This is a genomic window from Mesorhizobium sp. WSM3860 (assembly GCF_002294995.1).
Lineage (GTDB): Bacteria > Pseudomonadota > Alphaproteobacteria > Rhizobiales > Rhizobiaceae > Mesorhizobium.
Genome location: NZ_NSGF01000004.1, coordinates 302,249 through 317,274 on the forward strand (window position 1 = coordinate 302,249; position 15,026 = coordinate 317,274).

The window sequence follows — 15,026 nt, forward strand, 5'->3', positions numbered from 1 at the left end:
CTCCACGGTCTAGCCCCGGGCAGCGGCGCTGCGGCGCTGCTCGCCGGCCGCTCGCGGACTGTCGATCGCCCCGGCCGGCCGCGCGCCGTCCGGCGCGACGACAAGAGTGGCACTGCGGCCGATCTGGCCGGCGTCGAATTTTTGCGCGAGCAGCCTGGCGGCTTCCGAAGGCTGCTCGGAGGGGCTAAGCGCCAGAAGCGCAAGATCGGCTTTGGCGAAGAGCTCCGGATTCCAGCCGTTCTCATTGAGCGAAGGCGCGATCACCAGCACGAAATCGAACGCGCTCCCGGCTTCGGCCAGAATGCCACGGAACGAGTTGCGATCGGCAACGCCAGGACTTTTTTCCGCCACTGAGCTGCACACGACCGTCTGCAGACCGGTCGCGCCATCGATGAACAATCCGGCGCCGTCTGTCGTCGCGCTGGACAGATGATCGCCAATTTCCACCATCAGCACATTCTGATCGGCCCGTTGCATGCCGATGCCCAGCATCGCGCCCGCAATCCTTGCCTCGAAACTGCTGTGGATCGAAGACACGAGGATGACGAACGGTTTGCCGTGGTCGTTCAGGTGCAAGACCATCTGCCGCATGATCTTCAGGACGGCGAGCGAAAGCGTTTCGTTTCCGGTCTGGAAGAGCTGTTTCCTGATCGCCTTGATGTTTGAATAGGCGGTCCCGCCGGCGACGCCGGGCAGACGGTACTCGCCGAAATTGGCTGGCATCGGCAATGGCCGGGGGCTGACCGGCGCGCCGTCCTTACGGTCCACGGCCGGCTCCGGCACGGCGTCCTTCGGCGCCTGCGGGTCCTCTTGCGGCTGCGGGACCGGACCAAGCGTCAGAGCGAGGCCGCATCCGGCGAGGAGTCCCAGAACGGCGCTCACCAAGAGAAGCAGGACGGGCTTCGGCCATGTTGGCTGGACAGGCGGCGAGGCCACGCCGATTTTGCGCGCTTCGGAAGTCTGCACGCCCTGCATCTGCGACGTTTCCTGCGCACGCTTGAGATAGTCGTCGAGCACGGCGCGCGCCGCCTGGGCCTTGGATTCCAGCTGCCGCAGCTGCACCTGCGCGATGTTCGAGTTCGTCGACTGCTGGCGCAGGGCTTCGAGCTTGTCCTGCAGCTTGCCGACATTTTGCACGGCAAGATCATAGCTGGCCTTCAACTGCTGCCTTATGCGATCCGCCTCGGCGGCCATCAGCCGCTTCAACCGCTCCAACTCGGATTGCAGCCGTCCGATGGTCGGGTGACGCGGCCCGTACATGGTTTGCAGGCTGGCAAGCTCGGTGGCGCGCTGGTTGTAGTCGTCGCGCAACTTGATGGCCGAGGTGGAGGTAAGAATATCCGCAAGCTTGGCGAGTCCGGCCGGCGAACTGCCCGCAGCCAGCGCCTGATTGTACCGGTCCTTGGCCTGGTCGGCGTCGCCCTGGGCGGCGATCAGCTGCGTCGTCAACTGATCGAGCTGCGACTGCAGCGTGCCGCCATCCGTCGAATTCACGATATTGTATTTCGTCTTGAAATCCTCGACCGCCCGCTCGGCGTCGCTGACGTCCTTCTGCAGGCCGGAGATCCTGTCCGTGAGCAGCGTATTCACGTCGCTGTTGGCGGTCTCGCGTTCTCCCACCAGGCCTGCCCGGTACTGATCGACGATGGCATTGGCGATGCGCGCGGCCTTTTCCGGCGACGGTGACGTGAAGCTGACATTGATGACGTAGGTCAGCCCTTCGCGCTCTACAGATACCTTGCTCTGGAAGCGCTTGAAGGCGGCGTCCTGCGGCGCGCTTGCGCCGGCTCCGAACAGCGACAGCAGACGCGAAGTCAGGCCGCCGCCGGCGAATTCCGAATCGCTGTCGAGCTTCTGGCTTTGGAAGACGGCGCCGAGGAGGTCAGGCGACTGGATGACGAAGACCTGGCTGGCGATGGCGGCGCTGTCGGAGCCGATCCCCGGAAGCACGTTGTTGAAATTGGTCGCGCGCGTGTCGCGAGGGTCGATCAGGATCGAGGCCGTTGCGGTATAGCTTGGTTTGGTCACCGCAAGATAGGAGAGCGCCAGCAGCACTGCCGCGCCGGCGATGGCAAGCACCATCACGCGACGCGCCCAAAGAATGGCCCACACGGCACCTATGTCGAACAGCGGCGGAAGAGTGCGCTCGTCGATCCTGGCTGGCTTCATCGATTTTCCTCGTCGAGAGCCGCGATTTCACGACCTCACTCGTCTCCACATTATTAAGGATTATCGTTAGCCATCCGTTAAGGGTGGCGGCGTGACGATGGGCTCGGCGCTGGCGATGCCGGTAACCATGCGAAGCGTTCGCGCTGGCGCGGTTGCGGCATTTTGCTTATGCAGGATCGGGTTTTGAGCGTCGTCGTAGGTGCGGGGTAGCCCATCGCCGATCGTCTCAGGAGGCGAGGTTGAAGGACAATACAGGGAACCGCGAGGCCGCCTCGGGGGCAGCGGCCAGCCCGGCGACCGACATGCGCATGTCGGTCACGGCGCTTGCCAAGAGCGGCGCCGTGGCCGGCATCATCAAGCTTGCCAGCGCGGGCCTGTCCTTCCTGATGTTCGTGGCCGTGGCGATGGTGACGAACGAACGCGAGTTCGGCCTTTACAGTGCCACTTACGCCGGCGCGAGCCTGGTTTCTTTCTTCGCTTCGGTGGGCCAGCAGAGCACCGTGCTCAGGTTCTGGCCTCAATATGCCGGGCTGGGCGATCTCGGCTCGGCTCACGGGCTGATGGCACGCGCCATTCTCGTGGCACTGGCCGGGCTTGTCGGTACCAGCCTGCTGATCATCGTGGTGGGATTCCTGCCCTTCATCGGCAGGGGAACGCCGGAATGGCTGCCGCTATGCGTGGCGGCGGCTGTGCTGTCGTTCTCGCTCGGCTGGTCGGAGTTTACCTCGGGCGCTTTCAGGGCCAAAAACGCGCTGATATCCGGCCTGCTGCCGCGAGACATCATTTGGCGCGCGGCGACAATCGCCGCCGTTGCGGCGCTGCACTTCATGCAAGTGAAGATCGATGCGATCGCGGCGACATATCTGACGGCACTGCTGCTCATCCTCTCGGTCGTCCCGCAAACAATCGTGCTGGTGCGCGACACGGCGCGGTCAGATCGCGGCGGTCTCACGGAAGGGCAAAAGCAGGAATTCAAGACGGTGACGCTTGGCCTGTGGGGCGTCACCTCGCTGCCGCCCGCGCTTGGCCAGGTCAGCACCCTGCTCGTGGCGATGATCCTGGGGCCAGAGTCGGCAGGCGCGATCTTCGTGGCGGACCGGACCACGCGCTTCGTGACCCTTGCCCTTAACGGCATCAACCAGGCGCTGGCGCCGCAGATATCGGCTGCCTTCTACAGCGGCGACAGGGCTCACGTTCAACGCATCACCAGCCTCGCCGCGCTCGGCGGCTCGGCCATTGCGCTGTGCGTGCTGGCGTCCTTCTGGATATTCGGCGACTTCATCCTGTCGATCTTCAATCCGGCCTATGCGACGCCGACCATGAGGGCGACGCTCGTCATCTTCGGCATAGGGGCGACGTTCGGCACCGCCTGCGGCCCGATCGAAGTCCTGTTGCAGTTGACGGGTCTGCAGCATGCGCTCTTCAAGGTGCTGGTCGTCGTCAACATTGTCGGACTTTGCGTGACGGCCGTGGCAACTTACTACCTCGGGTCCATAGGCGCGGCACTCAGCATTGCCGGAACCGTCATCGCATGGACGGCCTTAGGGGTATTGATCGCCCGGCGCAGAATCGGCATCAACCCGTCGATCCTCGGCTTGTCCCTGGACAGGATCGGGCTGGTGCCTCATGCCCTCCTGAAGGGGCGCACGTGAAGATCGTCCAAGTGCAGACCCAGGCGGAGGCAGCGGGGGCGCAGCGCATCTCCGATATGGTGGGCGAGGGATTGCGGGCGCGCGGGCACGAGGTGCGCACCGTCTTCATGTATCGCAAGACCGAAGCCTACGACCGCGATCCCAACGCGGATTTCGTCCTGACGGATCGACCGCGCGGATTGCCCGGGCAGATCCGGGCGACTATCGGCCTGGCGCGATATCTGCGCGCGGCCCGTCCCGACGCAGTCATCACTTACCAACACTATGGCAACATCTTCGGCACGATCGGCGCCCGGCTGGCCGGCGTCAGGCACATCGTCGCAAACCAAAGCGGCGTCCCGCAAAGCAAGGGCGTCATGGGGCTGCTCTCCCAGATCGACAAGCTGATGGGCACGGTCGGCCTTTACCAGGCGAATGTCGTCAATTCCGGTTGGACGCAAGCGCAGTTCGATCGCTATCCGTGCTCCTACCGGCGGCGTATGCGTCGCATCGATCACGGCGTACCCGCGCCGGGCGAGGAATTCGACAAGGCAGCGGCGCGCGCCGCCTTCGGCCTGCCGCAGGACGTTTGGCTGGCCGTATCATCCGGCCGACTGACGCGGATGAAGAACCAGATCGCGCTTGTCGGCGCGCTCGATCGACTGCCCGATGTCCATGTCGCGCTGGCAGGCGCGGGGCCGGAGCGCGAGGCGCTCGTCGCCTTTGCCGAGAGCCGCGGCGTTGCTGACCGCCTGCATCTCGTCGGCGAGGTTCCGCCGGCGCGCATTTTCGAGTTCCTCGCGGCCGGTGACGCCTACGCGTTTGCCTCGATGACGGAGACCTTTGGCCTCGCCTGCGTCGAAGCAGCCATTTCCGGGCTGCCGGTCGTTGCAAGCAACCTCGACGTCTTGCGCGAGGTGCTGACCGCGGAGGATGGCTCTCCGGCCGCGCTGTTCGTCGAGGCCGATGCCGCCGGCATGGCCAGGGGCCTTGGCGATCTGTTTGCGCGGCCGGAAGCCAAGGCCAGGCTTTCGGAGGCGGGACGGCGGCTGCGGGACAAGTATTCGCCGGCCAGGATGTGCGCGGGCTACGAGGCGCTACTGCTTGCCTGACCGCTTGCGCACGGCGGCGATCCCGTCGATCACTTCCAGGCGCCCCGCCCGGTTGAGCGTGTGGATTTTCGGATAGGGAAAGTCGCCGGTCGCATCGATCGGCAGCGGCGGCGACAGCCGCATCGTCTGCTGGTTGAGCTCCAGCAGCTCCGAAAGGCCCAGTCCGCCGCCGTAACCCAGCGTCCCGTCCTGGACCGGAAGAAGCATGCGGCCGTCGCGGTTGCGGACGAAGGCTCCGCCGGGGCGGGCCATGCGGTGGTCGATCAGGATCGGGTTCGCCGGATGCGGCCGCCATGGACCGGCAAGCGCGAGGGCGGAGAAAATCACCAGCGTGTCGGAAGTGCTTCCATGGCCGTCACGATCCGTGGCGAACAGCCAGAGCATGCCTTCATGCTCGAACAAGGTGGCATCGGAAATCTCGCCTTCGACCAGCACGGTCTCGGCAAGCCAGCTGTCCGGGAAGCCCGAGGCGCGGTAGAGCGTGAGCTTGCCGCTGGCGCTCGCCTCCGGCAGCATCCAGATCGCGCCGTCGCGCTCGAATACTTGCGGGTAGGAGAGGTGGTGGGCCTCCTCCAGCACGACCCGAGGCTCACCGGGCACGCCGTCTGCATCGAACGGGACAACGGAAATGACCGCCTTCCCGGTCGCGTGCGGATAGTCCTCGGCGAACACGAAGGGCTGACCCTGCCACCAGAAGGGGAACGGGTCGGCATAGAAATGATCGCCCGGGTCCGGCAGCACCGACCAGCCGGTGCCGAGCTTGCCGGTATCGGCGACACCCGGCGCATCGGTAAAGCGATAGCCGACACGCCAATGCGCGTGGCGGAAGCGCGCGCGCCGAAGCGCTTCCCGGCCGAGCCGCGGCAGCGCCGCGCCGAGATAGGCGGATGTGAACCGGCCTCGCTCGCCACGACCATGGATTTCAGCAACTGCCTCTCGTGGCAGCCGGTCCGACGCGAACGCGCGGGTGACCGACTGAACCAGAGTGATGGTGCGGGCGAACACGTCGTCGGTGCCGAGTGCGGTCGATTCGCGCTTGTCGATCATGGGCCGCGCCCGGCCGACCACGGTCTTTCCGTCGAGCACGGCCTCGATCACCGGGAGCCTGCCGGCCGCGACGGCAATTGCAGCCGAGAGATCGGCGCTGGATCCGTCGAAGCGAAGACCGATGGTGGGAACATTCGACAAGGCGGCATCGCCGGCAAGATCGAGCCTCAACACGGCCGGGCGGCTGCCGGGCCGTGCCGGGATTGCTTGCACCGCGGAGCCGAGAAGGGGGCCGCGCCGGCGGAAAAGACGTTGCTCGAACTGGAAGGCGGCCTTTGCCGCGGCCGGCCAGGTTGCCGGCCCGGGCTGATGCGCCACCGCGACATCGTGGCCGTCCGCCTCCAGACGCTCTAGGGCGAGCTGCTGCCAATGGCGGGGCGCCGATTGCGGAACGATGACCTCGATCGCCAGCATGTCTTGCGCGGCTATGTCCTGCTCGGATTTCCAACAATGAGGAACGAGAGACTGGCCGAAAATACTTACATCGGCGTTACACGCAAAATCGGATTCCTACTTTTTTTGGCATGATGTTCGACTTGCGATCCCGAAGCGGTTGTGGTCTCCGCCCGGCCGGCAATGCAACGCAACATTAGCGGTTTCGGCATATACCAAGATTCGAACAATCGCGGCGGTCGGTCTTGACCTGGAACGTAAGACGTCGTCGATAGACCGCTGTCCCTGCCGGTTCGGATCACATGTTTGAAGTCACTGCCGAGGATGCGTTCGATTTCCGCTCGAGCGAGTACGCTGAGCTCTTCGCCAGCTCGGCGGCAACCGCTTTTCAGCATCCGATTTGGCTCGCGCAACTTTATGAGAGGCTCGTGCGCCAAGGCGCCGCCACGCCACTGATCATCGTCGTTCGCGTGCGTGCGAGCGGAAGGCTCGCGATGGTCCTGCCGCTGGTGAGGCGCCGCTACACGCTGCTGAAGGTCGTGGAATTCGCGGATATGCGGGTTTCGGACTATGTCTCGCCCGTCGCCGACGAGGAGACCTTCTCCCGCATCCTTGCCGACGCCCGCACCGTCGCCGCCATCCGCAAGCATCTGCGGCCATACGATCTCCTGCGCATCGGCAAGCTGGCGGACCGCTCCTTGGCGATGGAGCGCCTGCTTGGCGTCGACAAGCGCGACAGCATGGGCATGAGCGCCTATTCCAGCAAGCTGGAGCCGACATTCGCCAGCTGGCGCGAGCAGCGGCTGGACCAGTCCTATCGCAAGGAGCTGGACAAGAAATCCCGGCAGCTCAACCGCATGGGAGAGGCGCGCTTCGAATGCGTTGACGGCCCGGCCGCGGTCCGCACGACATTCGATGCCCTCAAGCTCTATCGCGGCAAACGCTTCGACGGCAGCAACGGTCCCGCCGACCTTTTACAGCTGCCTTCCTATTTCGATTTCTACCTGGCCGTGGCCAATGAAGGATGCGGCGGCTTCGCCCGCACCTATGCAATCTGGATGAACGGCCAGCCGATCGCCGGCGCGCTCGGGCTCGAGCACCGCGGCTCGCTCCTGGTCATCCTCGGCGGCTTCGACGAGGCCGGCTACCGGAAGCAGTCCATCGGCAGCCTGATGTTCGAGCAGATCGCCCGCGACTGCATCGAGCGGGGCGATCACCACCTCGATTTCACCATCGGCGACGAGCCCTACAAGCGCGTCTTCGGCGGCCGGCCTTCACCGATGTGGCAAATCTACCGTGCAGGAAGTCCGCTCGGCTATGCGGCGCATCTGACGGTGGAGAAATTGCCGGCGGCAAAGGCGCTGGCGCGGCATATCCTGGAGGCCGCGCATGTCAAGACGGCCAAGCCTTCGGCTGTCATCGTGCCGCCGGCTGCCGACGAGGCCGCCGAGTCGTCCTGATTGAAACGGTCGGGTTCCGACGCCTTACGCTTGCGTCAGGCGGTCGCGCACGCCTATGCCGAATCGTACTTTGAACGAAATGCGCCGCCTGATCCGCAATCAGGTGACGGCTTCCACCCTCGGCTGCCTGAGACCGCGCAGCCGCGCTGCAAAGCTCGGGCTGAACTTGTCGATCTCGTGCAGGATGCGGCGACGGCTGAAATGAACCTGCCGGCGGGCGCGCCAGCGCAGGTCGGTGTCGATGGTCAGGCTGCGGCGGAAATTGGCTAGCTCGAGCCCCCGTTCATCCATCGCCTGCTTCATAGGATCATCATAGAAGGTGGCGATCTTCGCTGCCGCCATGCCGGGCGAGGCCATCCATTGCGGCACGTGCACCATGCACAGGCGCTCCACATCGGTGAGGAGGCGGCTGACGCCTGTTCCGGCGGCCGGACATGATGTCTGATAGGCGTCTCCGATCAGGACGACGCCGTCGCGCTTGCAATTTTCGGCGACGGTGATGTCGGTGAGCCAGCTCGAGACGCGGTCGATGACCTCGAAATCGCCGAAGGTCTTGAGGAGTCCGGGAAGCGTTTCGATGAGCGTTTCGCGCGGGCGGTCGCGCAGCGCCTTGACCCACGGGTCGGTATGCTCGCGGAAAACAAAGAGGTTGGCGCGGGTGACGCCGCCGGCCGGGAAGAAGTTCAGGTAGTCGATGCCGTCCGAAACGCGTTCGCCGTAGTAGGTCAGTGCCGGATGCTTGAACGCGCTTGCTCCCGCCGGCCGGACATTGAAGCCGAAAGTCAGCGATTGGCGCTGGTGGACGAACCGGCGCTCGATGCCGACGTCGCGCCGCAGGATGTCGCCCATGCCGGTGGCAAGCACAAGCAGGCGAGCCGTCACATCCGGCTGCCCGATGATCGATACACGCTGCCGCTCTGGCCCGGCCTCCACGGCGCTCACCCTGCCGGCAACGAAACGCACCGTCTTGGGCAGTTCTGCCCGCATCGCCGCGACGAGGTCGTCGTAAAAAATGCCGTAGTGGCGGGCGCGCGTGCGGTCGAGCACTCGCCCCTTGCGCACGTTGACGATCTCGTCGAATGCCGCGGCCGCCGTGGAAAGACTGTCGAGGAGGCCGATCCGGCGCAGCTTGTCGATCTGGTCGCCGGCGATCTTCTCGACACGGAACTCGCGCGGAAAAACGGGGTGTCGGTCGATCAGCGTGACACCGTAGCCCGACCGGCCGAGGAGAGTCGCGGCAAGTGTCCCGGAGAGCCCGCCGCCGACGACAGCGATCTCAGTCTCGGTTCCCTCCGGCAGCGGACGAAGCGAATGTTCGGCTGTCATTGGGAATACCTCAATAGGGCGTAGAGGGCACGAGGATTGGTGGTGAAGTAGCGCCAGAACAGCCGGCGCGGCTCCATCAACATGCGCCACAGCCATTCGAATCCCGCCTTCTGGACCCAGAGCGGGGCGCGCCGGACCTTGCCGGCAATATGGTCGAACAGCCCTCCGGAAGTCTTGATCACGCCGACATTCGAGAGCCGCGAGCCAAAATCGCGGACAAAGATCTGCTCGCGCGGCACGCCGAGGCCGAGCCACAATATGTCCGGTGCAAGCGCGTCGATCTCTTCGAGTTTTTTCTCGAGCGCTTCGCCGGTGAGGTAGCCGTGGCTGTGGCCGACGATGCGCAGGCGCGGATAGCTGGCTTTGATGGCGGCCACGGCCTTGGCGTTCCCGGCCTCCGTCGATCCAAGCAGGTAGAAGGTCGCGGCCTCGTTCTCGGCGAGCTTTGCCACATCGTGGAACAGGTCGGTGGTGGCCACCCGTTCCGGCAACCGCGTGCGGCACAAAAGGCGCGAGGCGAGCACAAGCGGCTGGCCGTCGGCAAAGATCTGGTCGGCTTCGCGGAAGAGGGCGGCGATCTCGGACTTCGCGCGAGCCTGGGCGATGACCTCGCCGTTGGCGGAGGTGAAGTAGTAGGGACGGCTGCCATGGCGGTGCTGCCGCGCCGCCGCGAGCATCAGGCGCGCGGCGCCCTGCCGGTCGATCACGGTGACAGGCAGCCCGCCAAGCTGCACCGTCGGCAATGCAGGCAGGTCCTGCCGGGAAGGGGCTGCTCCCAGCGCTGTCACGGCGGTCACGCTTGGACGTCCGATCGAAGGCTGTTGCTGCAACCGAGGAAAACGAGAGGTCTCATGGTTCGCGGACGTCAACGTTGGCTGGAGTGAAGCGGATCCGATCCGCGGGTCGTAACGCTGTCTTGTTCAAAATCTCTTTTTGAACTTTCTAAAACTTTTCGCATAGGAGAAGTCGCCGTACTCTCCGGGATTTCAAACTATCTCCTTCATGGCACCATACGTAAAAAAATCAAAAAGTTAAGCGACACGTTAATAGTTAGTTAATATGGAAAATTTGAATCGAAATACAAATTAGTTGAATTCTTTTGGTCTCGACTTCAGATCGCTTTTGGGTGATTTGAAGCTGCGTTTTTTCGAAACGAATGCGGTACGATCGTCACCGATGCGACCACATTGGCATGCCGATGAGCGTCTGATCTATCCTGGATGACGGTAGCGGCCACGAAAATAGTTGGTGAGGTGACAACGACATGCGTGACGCCGGCCTGACCGGCAAAGCGGAAATTGTCCGGCATCAGCTACTCCGGTAAAGGCCAAGCCTGATCTTCATGGCTCTATTTCACGCCGATGCCGGCGGTCAGGCCGCCGTCTATTTTGTAATCCGCGCCGGTGCAGAAGCTCGCCTTGGAGGAGCACAGAAAGGCGATGAGTTCGGCCACTTCCTCCGGTTCGCCGATGCGGCCAAGCGGGTGCGCCGCGCCGAAGCGCCTATAGGCTTCCTCGACATCGGCATCGCTGCCGTTTTCGCCGCGCGCGGCCTTCTCCAGGATGGGTGTGCGGATCGAGCCCGGGCTGACCGAATTGACCCGGATGCCGGCCGCCGCGTAGTCCAGCGCCAGCGAACGCGTCAGCGTGTGGATGGCGCCCTTGGTCGTGGCATAGGCGGCGACGTTCTGCTGACAGGCGAAACCCTGGACCGAGGCGACATTGACGATCGCGCCGCCACCGCGGCGGAGCATTTCGGGGATGCCGAAATGCGCCGTGAGATAGATCGAGCCGACATTGACCGTCATCGCCCTATTCCACGTTTCCCACGCGGTCGTCGTCGCGGTTCCGTAGGGATGGACGGCCGCCGAATTGACGATCACGTCGAGGCCGCCGAACCGTGCGACCCCGGCAGTGACGGCGTCGCGGACCTGGTCGGCCACGGAGACGTCGGTGTCGACGACCAGCGCGCCGGCTTCGGAGCTTTCCAGCTCGGCTCTCATTGCCGCATTGGCCGAGCGGTCGATGCCGCAGGCGATGATCGCAGCACCGCCTGCGGCCAGGCGCCTGGCGGTTGCCAGACCGATTCCCGTCGTCCCGGTCACCAGGGCGACCTTGCCAACAAAATCCTTCATTGCGGGAACTCCTTCAGTCACGTGTCGGAAGCCGGCTCTTCCGGCAGGAATCGCAGGGCGAAATCGAGATGGCGGCTCATCAGGTAGGCGTAGGCCACCCTGTCGCGCGAGCGCAGGGCGGCGATGATCTCGCCATGCGCGGCGCGGGTGTCGGCCAGGACCGGGCGTATTTCCTTGCCGATGGTCATGATCCGCAGGATCACCGGGGAAAGGAAGGAATACATGTCCGACAGCATGCTGTTGTCCGCCAACCCGATCAGCGCCATGTGGAAGTCGAAATCATTCTCGGCGGCCTCCTCGATCGTGCGGCTCTCGACGATCCGCGCGTTGACCGCGTCGAGCGCTTCGAGCTGCTCGTTGGTGGCGTTGAGCACGATGTGATCGCCGATGCCGACTTCGATGATGCGCCTGAAGCCCTGAATGTCGGCGAAGGAGGAGCGTGAGACATCCATATGCGCGGCAAAGAAATTCTGGATGGCGATGCTCTGCCCGTCGGCGAGCACCGCCCCGACGCGGGGTTTCGGTTCGATCAGCCCGTAGGTCCGGATGGCGCGCAAAGCCTCGCGAACGGTGTTGCGGCTGGCGCCGGTGATCTCGCTGAGCTCGCGCTCCGTCGGCAGCACGTCGCCGACACTCAGCTGCCGCGCGCGGATGAGATCCAGGATCCGCCCGGCCGCGGCGTCGACCGCCGAGCTGCCGCCAGCGCGGCGGCGGGCGTTCTCGCGCACGGCCTGAGAGTTTTCCAATGACGATCTCCTAAATTGTTGGACCAGGATATCGTAAGATTTCGGGAAAACAATCGAGTTTGCGCTGTCTCGATCAGTTTTTCGGTCTTAACTGTCGGCCGAATAGCTTCCGAGAAGCCGATATAGTCGGTTGACTCTCATCGTGGTCCAACAATAAGTTGCCGCTTCTCTCTCAAAGGAAGGCAGCAAATGGAACAGTGCTGGCGTTGGTATGGCCCAGACGATCCGGTGACGCTCGATCACGTCAAGCAGGCCGGGGCGACCGGCGTCGTCTCGGCGCTGCACGACATCTATGACGGCCGCGCCTGGCCGCTGGAAAACATCGTGGAGCGCAAGCGGATCATCGAGGCGGCGGGGCTGACCTGGTCGGTCGTCGAGAGCATTCCCGTCCACAACTCGATCAAGATCGGCTCGCCGGAACGGCTCCGCTATGTCGGCTTCTACAAGGATACGATCCGCGCGCTGGCCAAGGCCGGCATCGCGACGATCTGCTACAATTTCATGCCCGTGGTCGACTGGACCCGCACGGATCTCGCCTATCGGCTTCCGACGACGGGTTATGCATTGCGTTTCGACGCCATCGATTTCGCGGCCTACGACCTGTTCGTGCTGAAGCGCCGGAATGCCGAGACCGGCTACAGCGCCGCGCGCATCGCCGAAGCGGAAGCGCGATTGAACGAGCTCGGCGAAGAGAAAATCGACCGGATCGAGCGCAACCTCATCGCCGGACTGCCCGCCACCGAGCGCAGCTACAACCGCGACAGCTTTCGCGAGGCCTTGGCCGAATACGATTCGATCGGGCCGAAGGAATTGCGAGACCACCTTGCCTGGTTCCTGCGCGAGGTCATTCCGGTCGCCGAACAGGAAGGGGTGCGCATGTGCATCCATCCCGACGATCCGCCCTTCTCGCTCTACGGCCTGCCGCGCATCGTTTCGACGGCCGAAGATGCGCGGTTCATCCTCAATGCCGAGGACAGCCCGGCAAACGGGCTGACCTTCTGCACAGGCTCCTACGGCACGCGCGCCGACAACGACATCGTCGCCATGGTCAAGGAGTTCGCCGGCCGCATCCATTTCGTCCATCTGCGCAACGTCACCATCGAGGACGACGGCTCCTTCTATGAGGCCGAGCATCTCGAGGGCGGCACCGACATGGCGCATGTCATCCTCGCCCTGATGCAGGAGGAAGCGCGCCGTCGGCAGGAAGGCCGCGCCGACTGGCGCATTCCGATGCGGCCTGATCACGGACATCTGCTCGCCGACGACATCGGCAAGACCAGGATCAACCCCGGTTATTCGCTGATCGGCAGGCTGAAGGGCCTCGCCGAACTGCGCGGCATCATGCGGGCCGTCGAACGGTTCGGGCTGGCATAGGGATCGAAGCGTTCACCGACATTACCGGCGATCGCAATCCGCTGCATGATGCCGGCGCGCTGGCCGAGAAATCGGTGTTCGGCAAGCTCTTCGTCCACGGCGGCATCACTTCTGGTATTCTCAATGCTCTGATCGCGGAGGAATTTGCCCGGGCCGGGGACGGTATTTCTCGAAGTCGCCTGGAAGTACGTCAAGGCGGTCGGCGTTGACGAGGAGATCACCGGACGTGTGGAGGTCAAGGAGTTGCGCCCCAACAAACCGATCTGCAAGATCGAGACCAGCCCGCGCAACGGCCAGGGCGAGCTTTGTTTCACCGGCGCGGCGGCCGTGTTGACCGTGCCGCTGCAGGGCGCATGAGCGCGGTGAGCGGCAGCCCGGTTGGCATGGCGGCCGACGGCGGCCGCTGGCGCGTGCTGTCACTGCTTTGCCTGGCGGTCGTTCTGTCGCTGACGACCTGGTTTTCGGCCACCGCCATCCTGCCCGAACTGAAGCAGGAGCTTGCGCTCGGCGCCGGCGGGGAGGCCTGGCTGACCAACGGCGTTCAGGTCGGCTTCGTGATCGGTGCGCTGGCGGCGAGCCTGGTCAACCTTCCCGATTTGGTGCGGCTCAGCCGGCTGATGGCGGCCCCCGCTTTTGTCGCTGCGCTCGCCAATGCGAGCCTGCTGCTTAATCCCGGGCCGGGCGGCGTGATCGCCGCGCGTATTGTCACCGGCGCAGCACTTGCCGGCGTCTATCCGCCGGCGCTGAAGCTGGTCGCCACCTGGTTCACGCGCGACCGGGGGCTGGCGCTCGGCGCAGTCATAGGCGCGCTCACCATCGGCTCAGCGCTGCCGCATCTCTTTCGCGCTGTCCTGACCGCGCTCGACTGGCGGCCGGTGGTCGCGGCCGCCAGTCTAGCAACGACGATCGGCGCGCTGCTGTTTCTCTTGTTCGCAAGGGAAGGGCCCTATCCTTTTGGCAAGGCGGTGTTCGAGCCATCGCGCATCGGGCAGGTGTTTCGCGAGCGGCCGCTGCTCTTGGCCAATCTCGGCTATCTCGGCCATATGTGGGAACTCTACGCCATGTGGGCATGGCTGCTTGCCTATACGCGCGCGGCATTCGAGGCGCAGGCGATCGGATCGGCCGCTGCCGCCTCGCTTTCGACCTTCTTCGTCGTCGCCTCCGGCATCCTTGGCTGCCTGTTGGGTGGCTATCTGTCGGACCGCATTGGCAGAACTGCGACCACCGCCGGCATGATGATCGTCTCGGGAAGCTGCGCTATGCTAATGGGCTTCCTGTTTGCTGGGCCGCTTTGGCTCTTCATGGTGGTCGCCGTCGTCTGGGGTATTTCGGTGATCGGCGATTCGGCGCAATTCTCCGCCGCAGTGACCGAGCTCGGCGACCGCCGATTCGTCGGCACGGCGCTGTCGGTGCAGCTTGGCGCCGGCTTTGCGCTGACGGTGCTCGCCATCTGGCTGACGCCGCGCTTCGCTGAGTTCATCGGCGGCTGGCGCTGGGCGTTCCTGCTGCTGGTGCCGGGCCCGCTTCTCGGGGCGGCCGCCATGCTGTGGTTGCGAAACTTGCCGGAGAGCTTGAAAATGGCCGGCGGTCTCCGCTAGCGCCCTTGGCCCTCGACTGTCTAGGGTTGGAGCCGA

At 64.4% G+C, this 15,026-nt stretch carries 13 protein-coding genes; 6 read left to right on the forward strand and 7 right to left on the reverse strand.

Going from position 1 to position 15,026, the window contains the following annotated elements; genetic code table 11:
- Positions 1–9 precede the first annotated feature (9 nt).
- The gene (locus tag CK220_RS10310; RefSeq protein ID WP_095811418.1) at positions 10–2,169 is read right to left on the reverse strand and encodes a GumC family protein; all 2,160 of its coding nucleotides are present in this window, start codon (positions 2,167–2,169) and stop codon (positions 10–12) included.
- Between the two features lie 239 nt (positions 2,170–2,408).
- On the opposite strand from CK220_RS10310, the gene CK220_RS10315 reads away from it, so the two are divergent.
- Both CK220_RS10315 and CK220_RS10320 read left to right on the forward strand, forming a co-directional pair.
- Entirely contained in the window at positions 2,409–3,821 is a 1,413-nt protein-coding gene (locus tag CK220_RS10315; RefSeq protein WP_095811419.1) for a lipopolysaccharide biosynthesis protein, read from the forward strand.
- Positions 3,818–4,912 (forward strand): glycosyltransferase family 4 protein, encoded by a 1,095-nt coding sequence (locus CK220_RS10320; RefSeq protein WP_095811420.1) that lies wholly within the window; start codon positions 3,818–3,820, stop codon positions 4,910–4,912. Before CK220_RS10315 ends, CK220_RS10320 begins: the two co-directional genes overlap by 4 nt.
- On the opposite strand, the gene CK220_RS10325 is transcribed toward CK220_RS10320, so the two are convergent.
- Positions 4,898–6,373 (reverse strand): hypothetical protein, encoded by a 1,476-nt coding sequence (locus tag CK220_RS10325; RefSeq protein ID WP_095811421.1) that lies wholly within the window; start codon positions 6,371–6,373, stop codon positions 4,898–4,900. The genes CK220_RS10320 and CK220_RS10325 overlap by 15 nt on opposite strands.
- Positions 6,374–6,654: 281 nt before the next feature.
- Between CK220_RS10325 and CK220_RS10330 the strand changes: the two genes are divergently transcribed.
- On the forward strand, positions 6,655–7,812 hold the full coding sequence (locus tag CK220_RS10330; protein WP_095811422.1) for a GNAT family N-acetyltransferase: 1,158 nt from the start codon (positions 6,655–6,657) through the stop codon (positions 7,810–7,812).
- Positions 7,813–7,911: 99 nt separating this feature from the next.
- Here CK220_RS10330 and CK220_RS10335 read toward each other — a convergent pair whose 3' ends face one another.
- From CK220_RS10335 to CK220_RS10350, 5 genes are all read right to left on the reverse strand, one after another.
- Positions 7,912–9,138, reverse strand: a complete 1,227-nt coding sequence (locus CK220_RS10335) for an NAD(P)/FAD-dependent oxidoreductase (protein ID WP_095811423.1) — start codon at positions 9,136–9,138, stop codon at positions 7,912–7,914.
- Positions 9,135–9,815, reverse strand: coding sequence for a WecB/TagA/CpsF family glycosyltransferase (locus CK220_RS10340; RefSeq protein WP_245429090.1), 681 nt, complete (start codon positions 9,813–9,815; stop codon positions 9,135–9,137). The genes CK220_RS10335 and CK220_RS10340 overlap by 4 nt, the downstream gene beginning before the upstream one ends.
- A 434-nt stretch (positions 9,816–10,249) precedes the next feature.
- Entirely contained in the window at positions 10,250–10,447 is a 198-nt protein-coding gene (locus tag CK220_RS31340; RefSeq protein ID WP_141245106.1) for a hypothetical protein, read from the reverse strand.
- Between the two features lie 39 nt (positions 10,448–10,486).
- Positions 10,487–11,272 carry an SDR family oxidoreductase gene (locus CK220_RS10345; protein WP_095811424.1) on the reverse strand — a complete coding sequence of 262 codons (786 nt, stop codon included), beginning with the start codon at positions 11,270–11,272 and terminating at the stop codon, positions 10,487–10,489.
- Between the two features lie 17 nt (positions 11,273–11,289).
- A complete protein-coding gene (locus CK220_RS10350) occupies positions 11,290–12,018 on the reverse strand; it encodes an FCD domain-containing protein (RefSeq protein ID WP_245429078.1) in 729 nt (242 codons plus the stop codon).
- A 189-nt stretch (positions 12,019–12,207) separates the two neighbouring features.
- Between CK220_RS10350 and uxuA the strand changes: the two genes are divergently transcribed.
- The 3 genes from uxuA (at position 12,208) to CK220_RS10365 (ending at position 14,990) form a co-directional block, all read left to right on the forward strand.
- Positions 12,208–13,392, forward strand: coding sequence for a mannonate dehydratase (gene uxuA / locus CK220_RS10355; RefSeq protein ID WP_095811425.1), 1,185 nt, complete (start codon positions 12,208–12,210; stop codon positions 13,390–13,392).
- 144 nt (positions 13,393–13,536) lie between these two features.
- Positions 13,537–13,749: a hypothetical protein gene (locus CK220_RS32245; protein WP_210201416.1), complete on the forward strand. Its 213-nt coding sequence runs from the start codon at positions 13,537–13,539 to the stop codon at positions 13,747–13,749.
- On the forward strand, positions 13,746–14,990 hold the full coding sequence (locus tag CK220_RS10365) for an MFS transporter (protein WP_095811426.1): 1,245 nt from the start codon (positions 13,746–13,748) through the stop codon (positions 14,988–14,990). The genes CK220_RS32245 and CK220_RS10365 overlap by 4 nt, the downstream gene beginning before the upstream one ends.
- The last annotated feature ends 36 nt before the right edge of the window (positions 14,991–15,026 follow it).

Bases quoted from the DNA above. Each gene is read 5' to 3' on its own strand.
- CK220_RS10310 (WP_095811418.1), bottom strand. From the start codon at position 2,169: ATGAAGCCAGCCAGGATCGACGAGCGCACTCTTCCGCCGCTGTTCGAC.
- CK220_RS10325 (WP_095811421.1), bottom strand. From the start codon at position 6,373: ATGCTGGCGATCGAGGTCATCGTTCCGCAATCGGCGCCCCGCCATTGG.
- CK220_RS10330 (WP_095811422.1), top strand. From the start codon at position 6,655: ATGTTTGAAGTCACTGCCGAGGATGCGTTCGATTTCCGCTCGAGCGAG.
- CK220_RS10335 (WP_095811423.1), bottom strand. From the start codon at position 9,138: ATGACAGCCGAACATTCGCTTCGTCCGCTGCCGGAGGGAACCGAGACT.
- CK220_RS10340 (WP_245429090.1), bottom strand. From the start codon at position 9,815: ATGCTCGCGGCGGCGCGGCAGCACCGCCATGGCAGCCGTCCCTACTAC.
- CK220_RS31340 (WP_141245106.1), bottom strand. From the start codon at position 10,447: ATGCCGGACAATTTCCGCTTTGCCGGTCAGGCCGGCGTCACGCATGTC.
- CK220_RS10345 (WP_095811424.1), bottom strand. From the start codon at position 11,272: ATGAAGGATTTTGTTGGCAAGGTCGCCCTGGTGACCGGGACGACGGGA.
- uxuA (WP_095811425.1), top strand. From the start codon at position 12,208: ATGGAACAGTGCTGGCGTTGGTATGGCCCAGACGATCCGGTGACGCTC.
- CK220_RS10365 (WP_095811426.1), top strand. From the start codon at position 13,746: ATGAGCGCGGTGAGCGGCAGCCCGGTTGGCATGGCGGCCGACGGCGGC.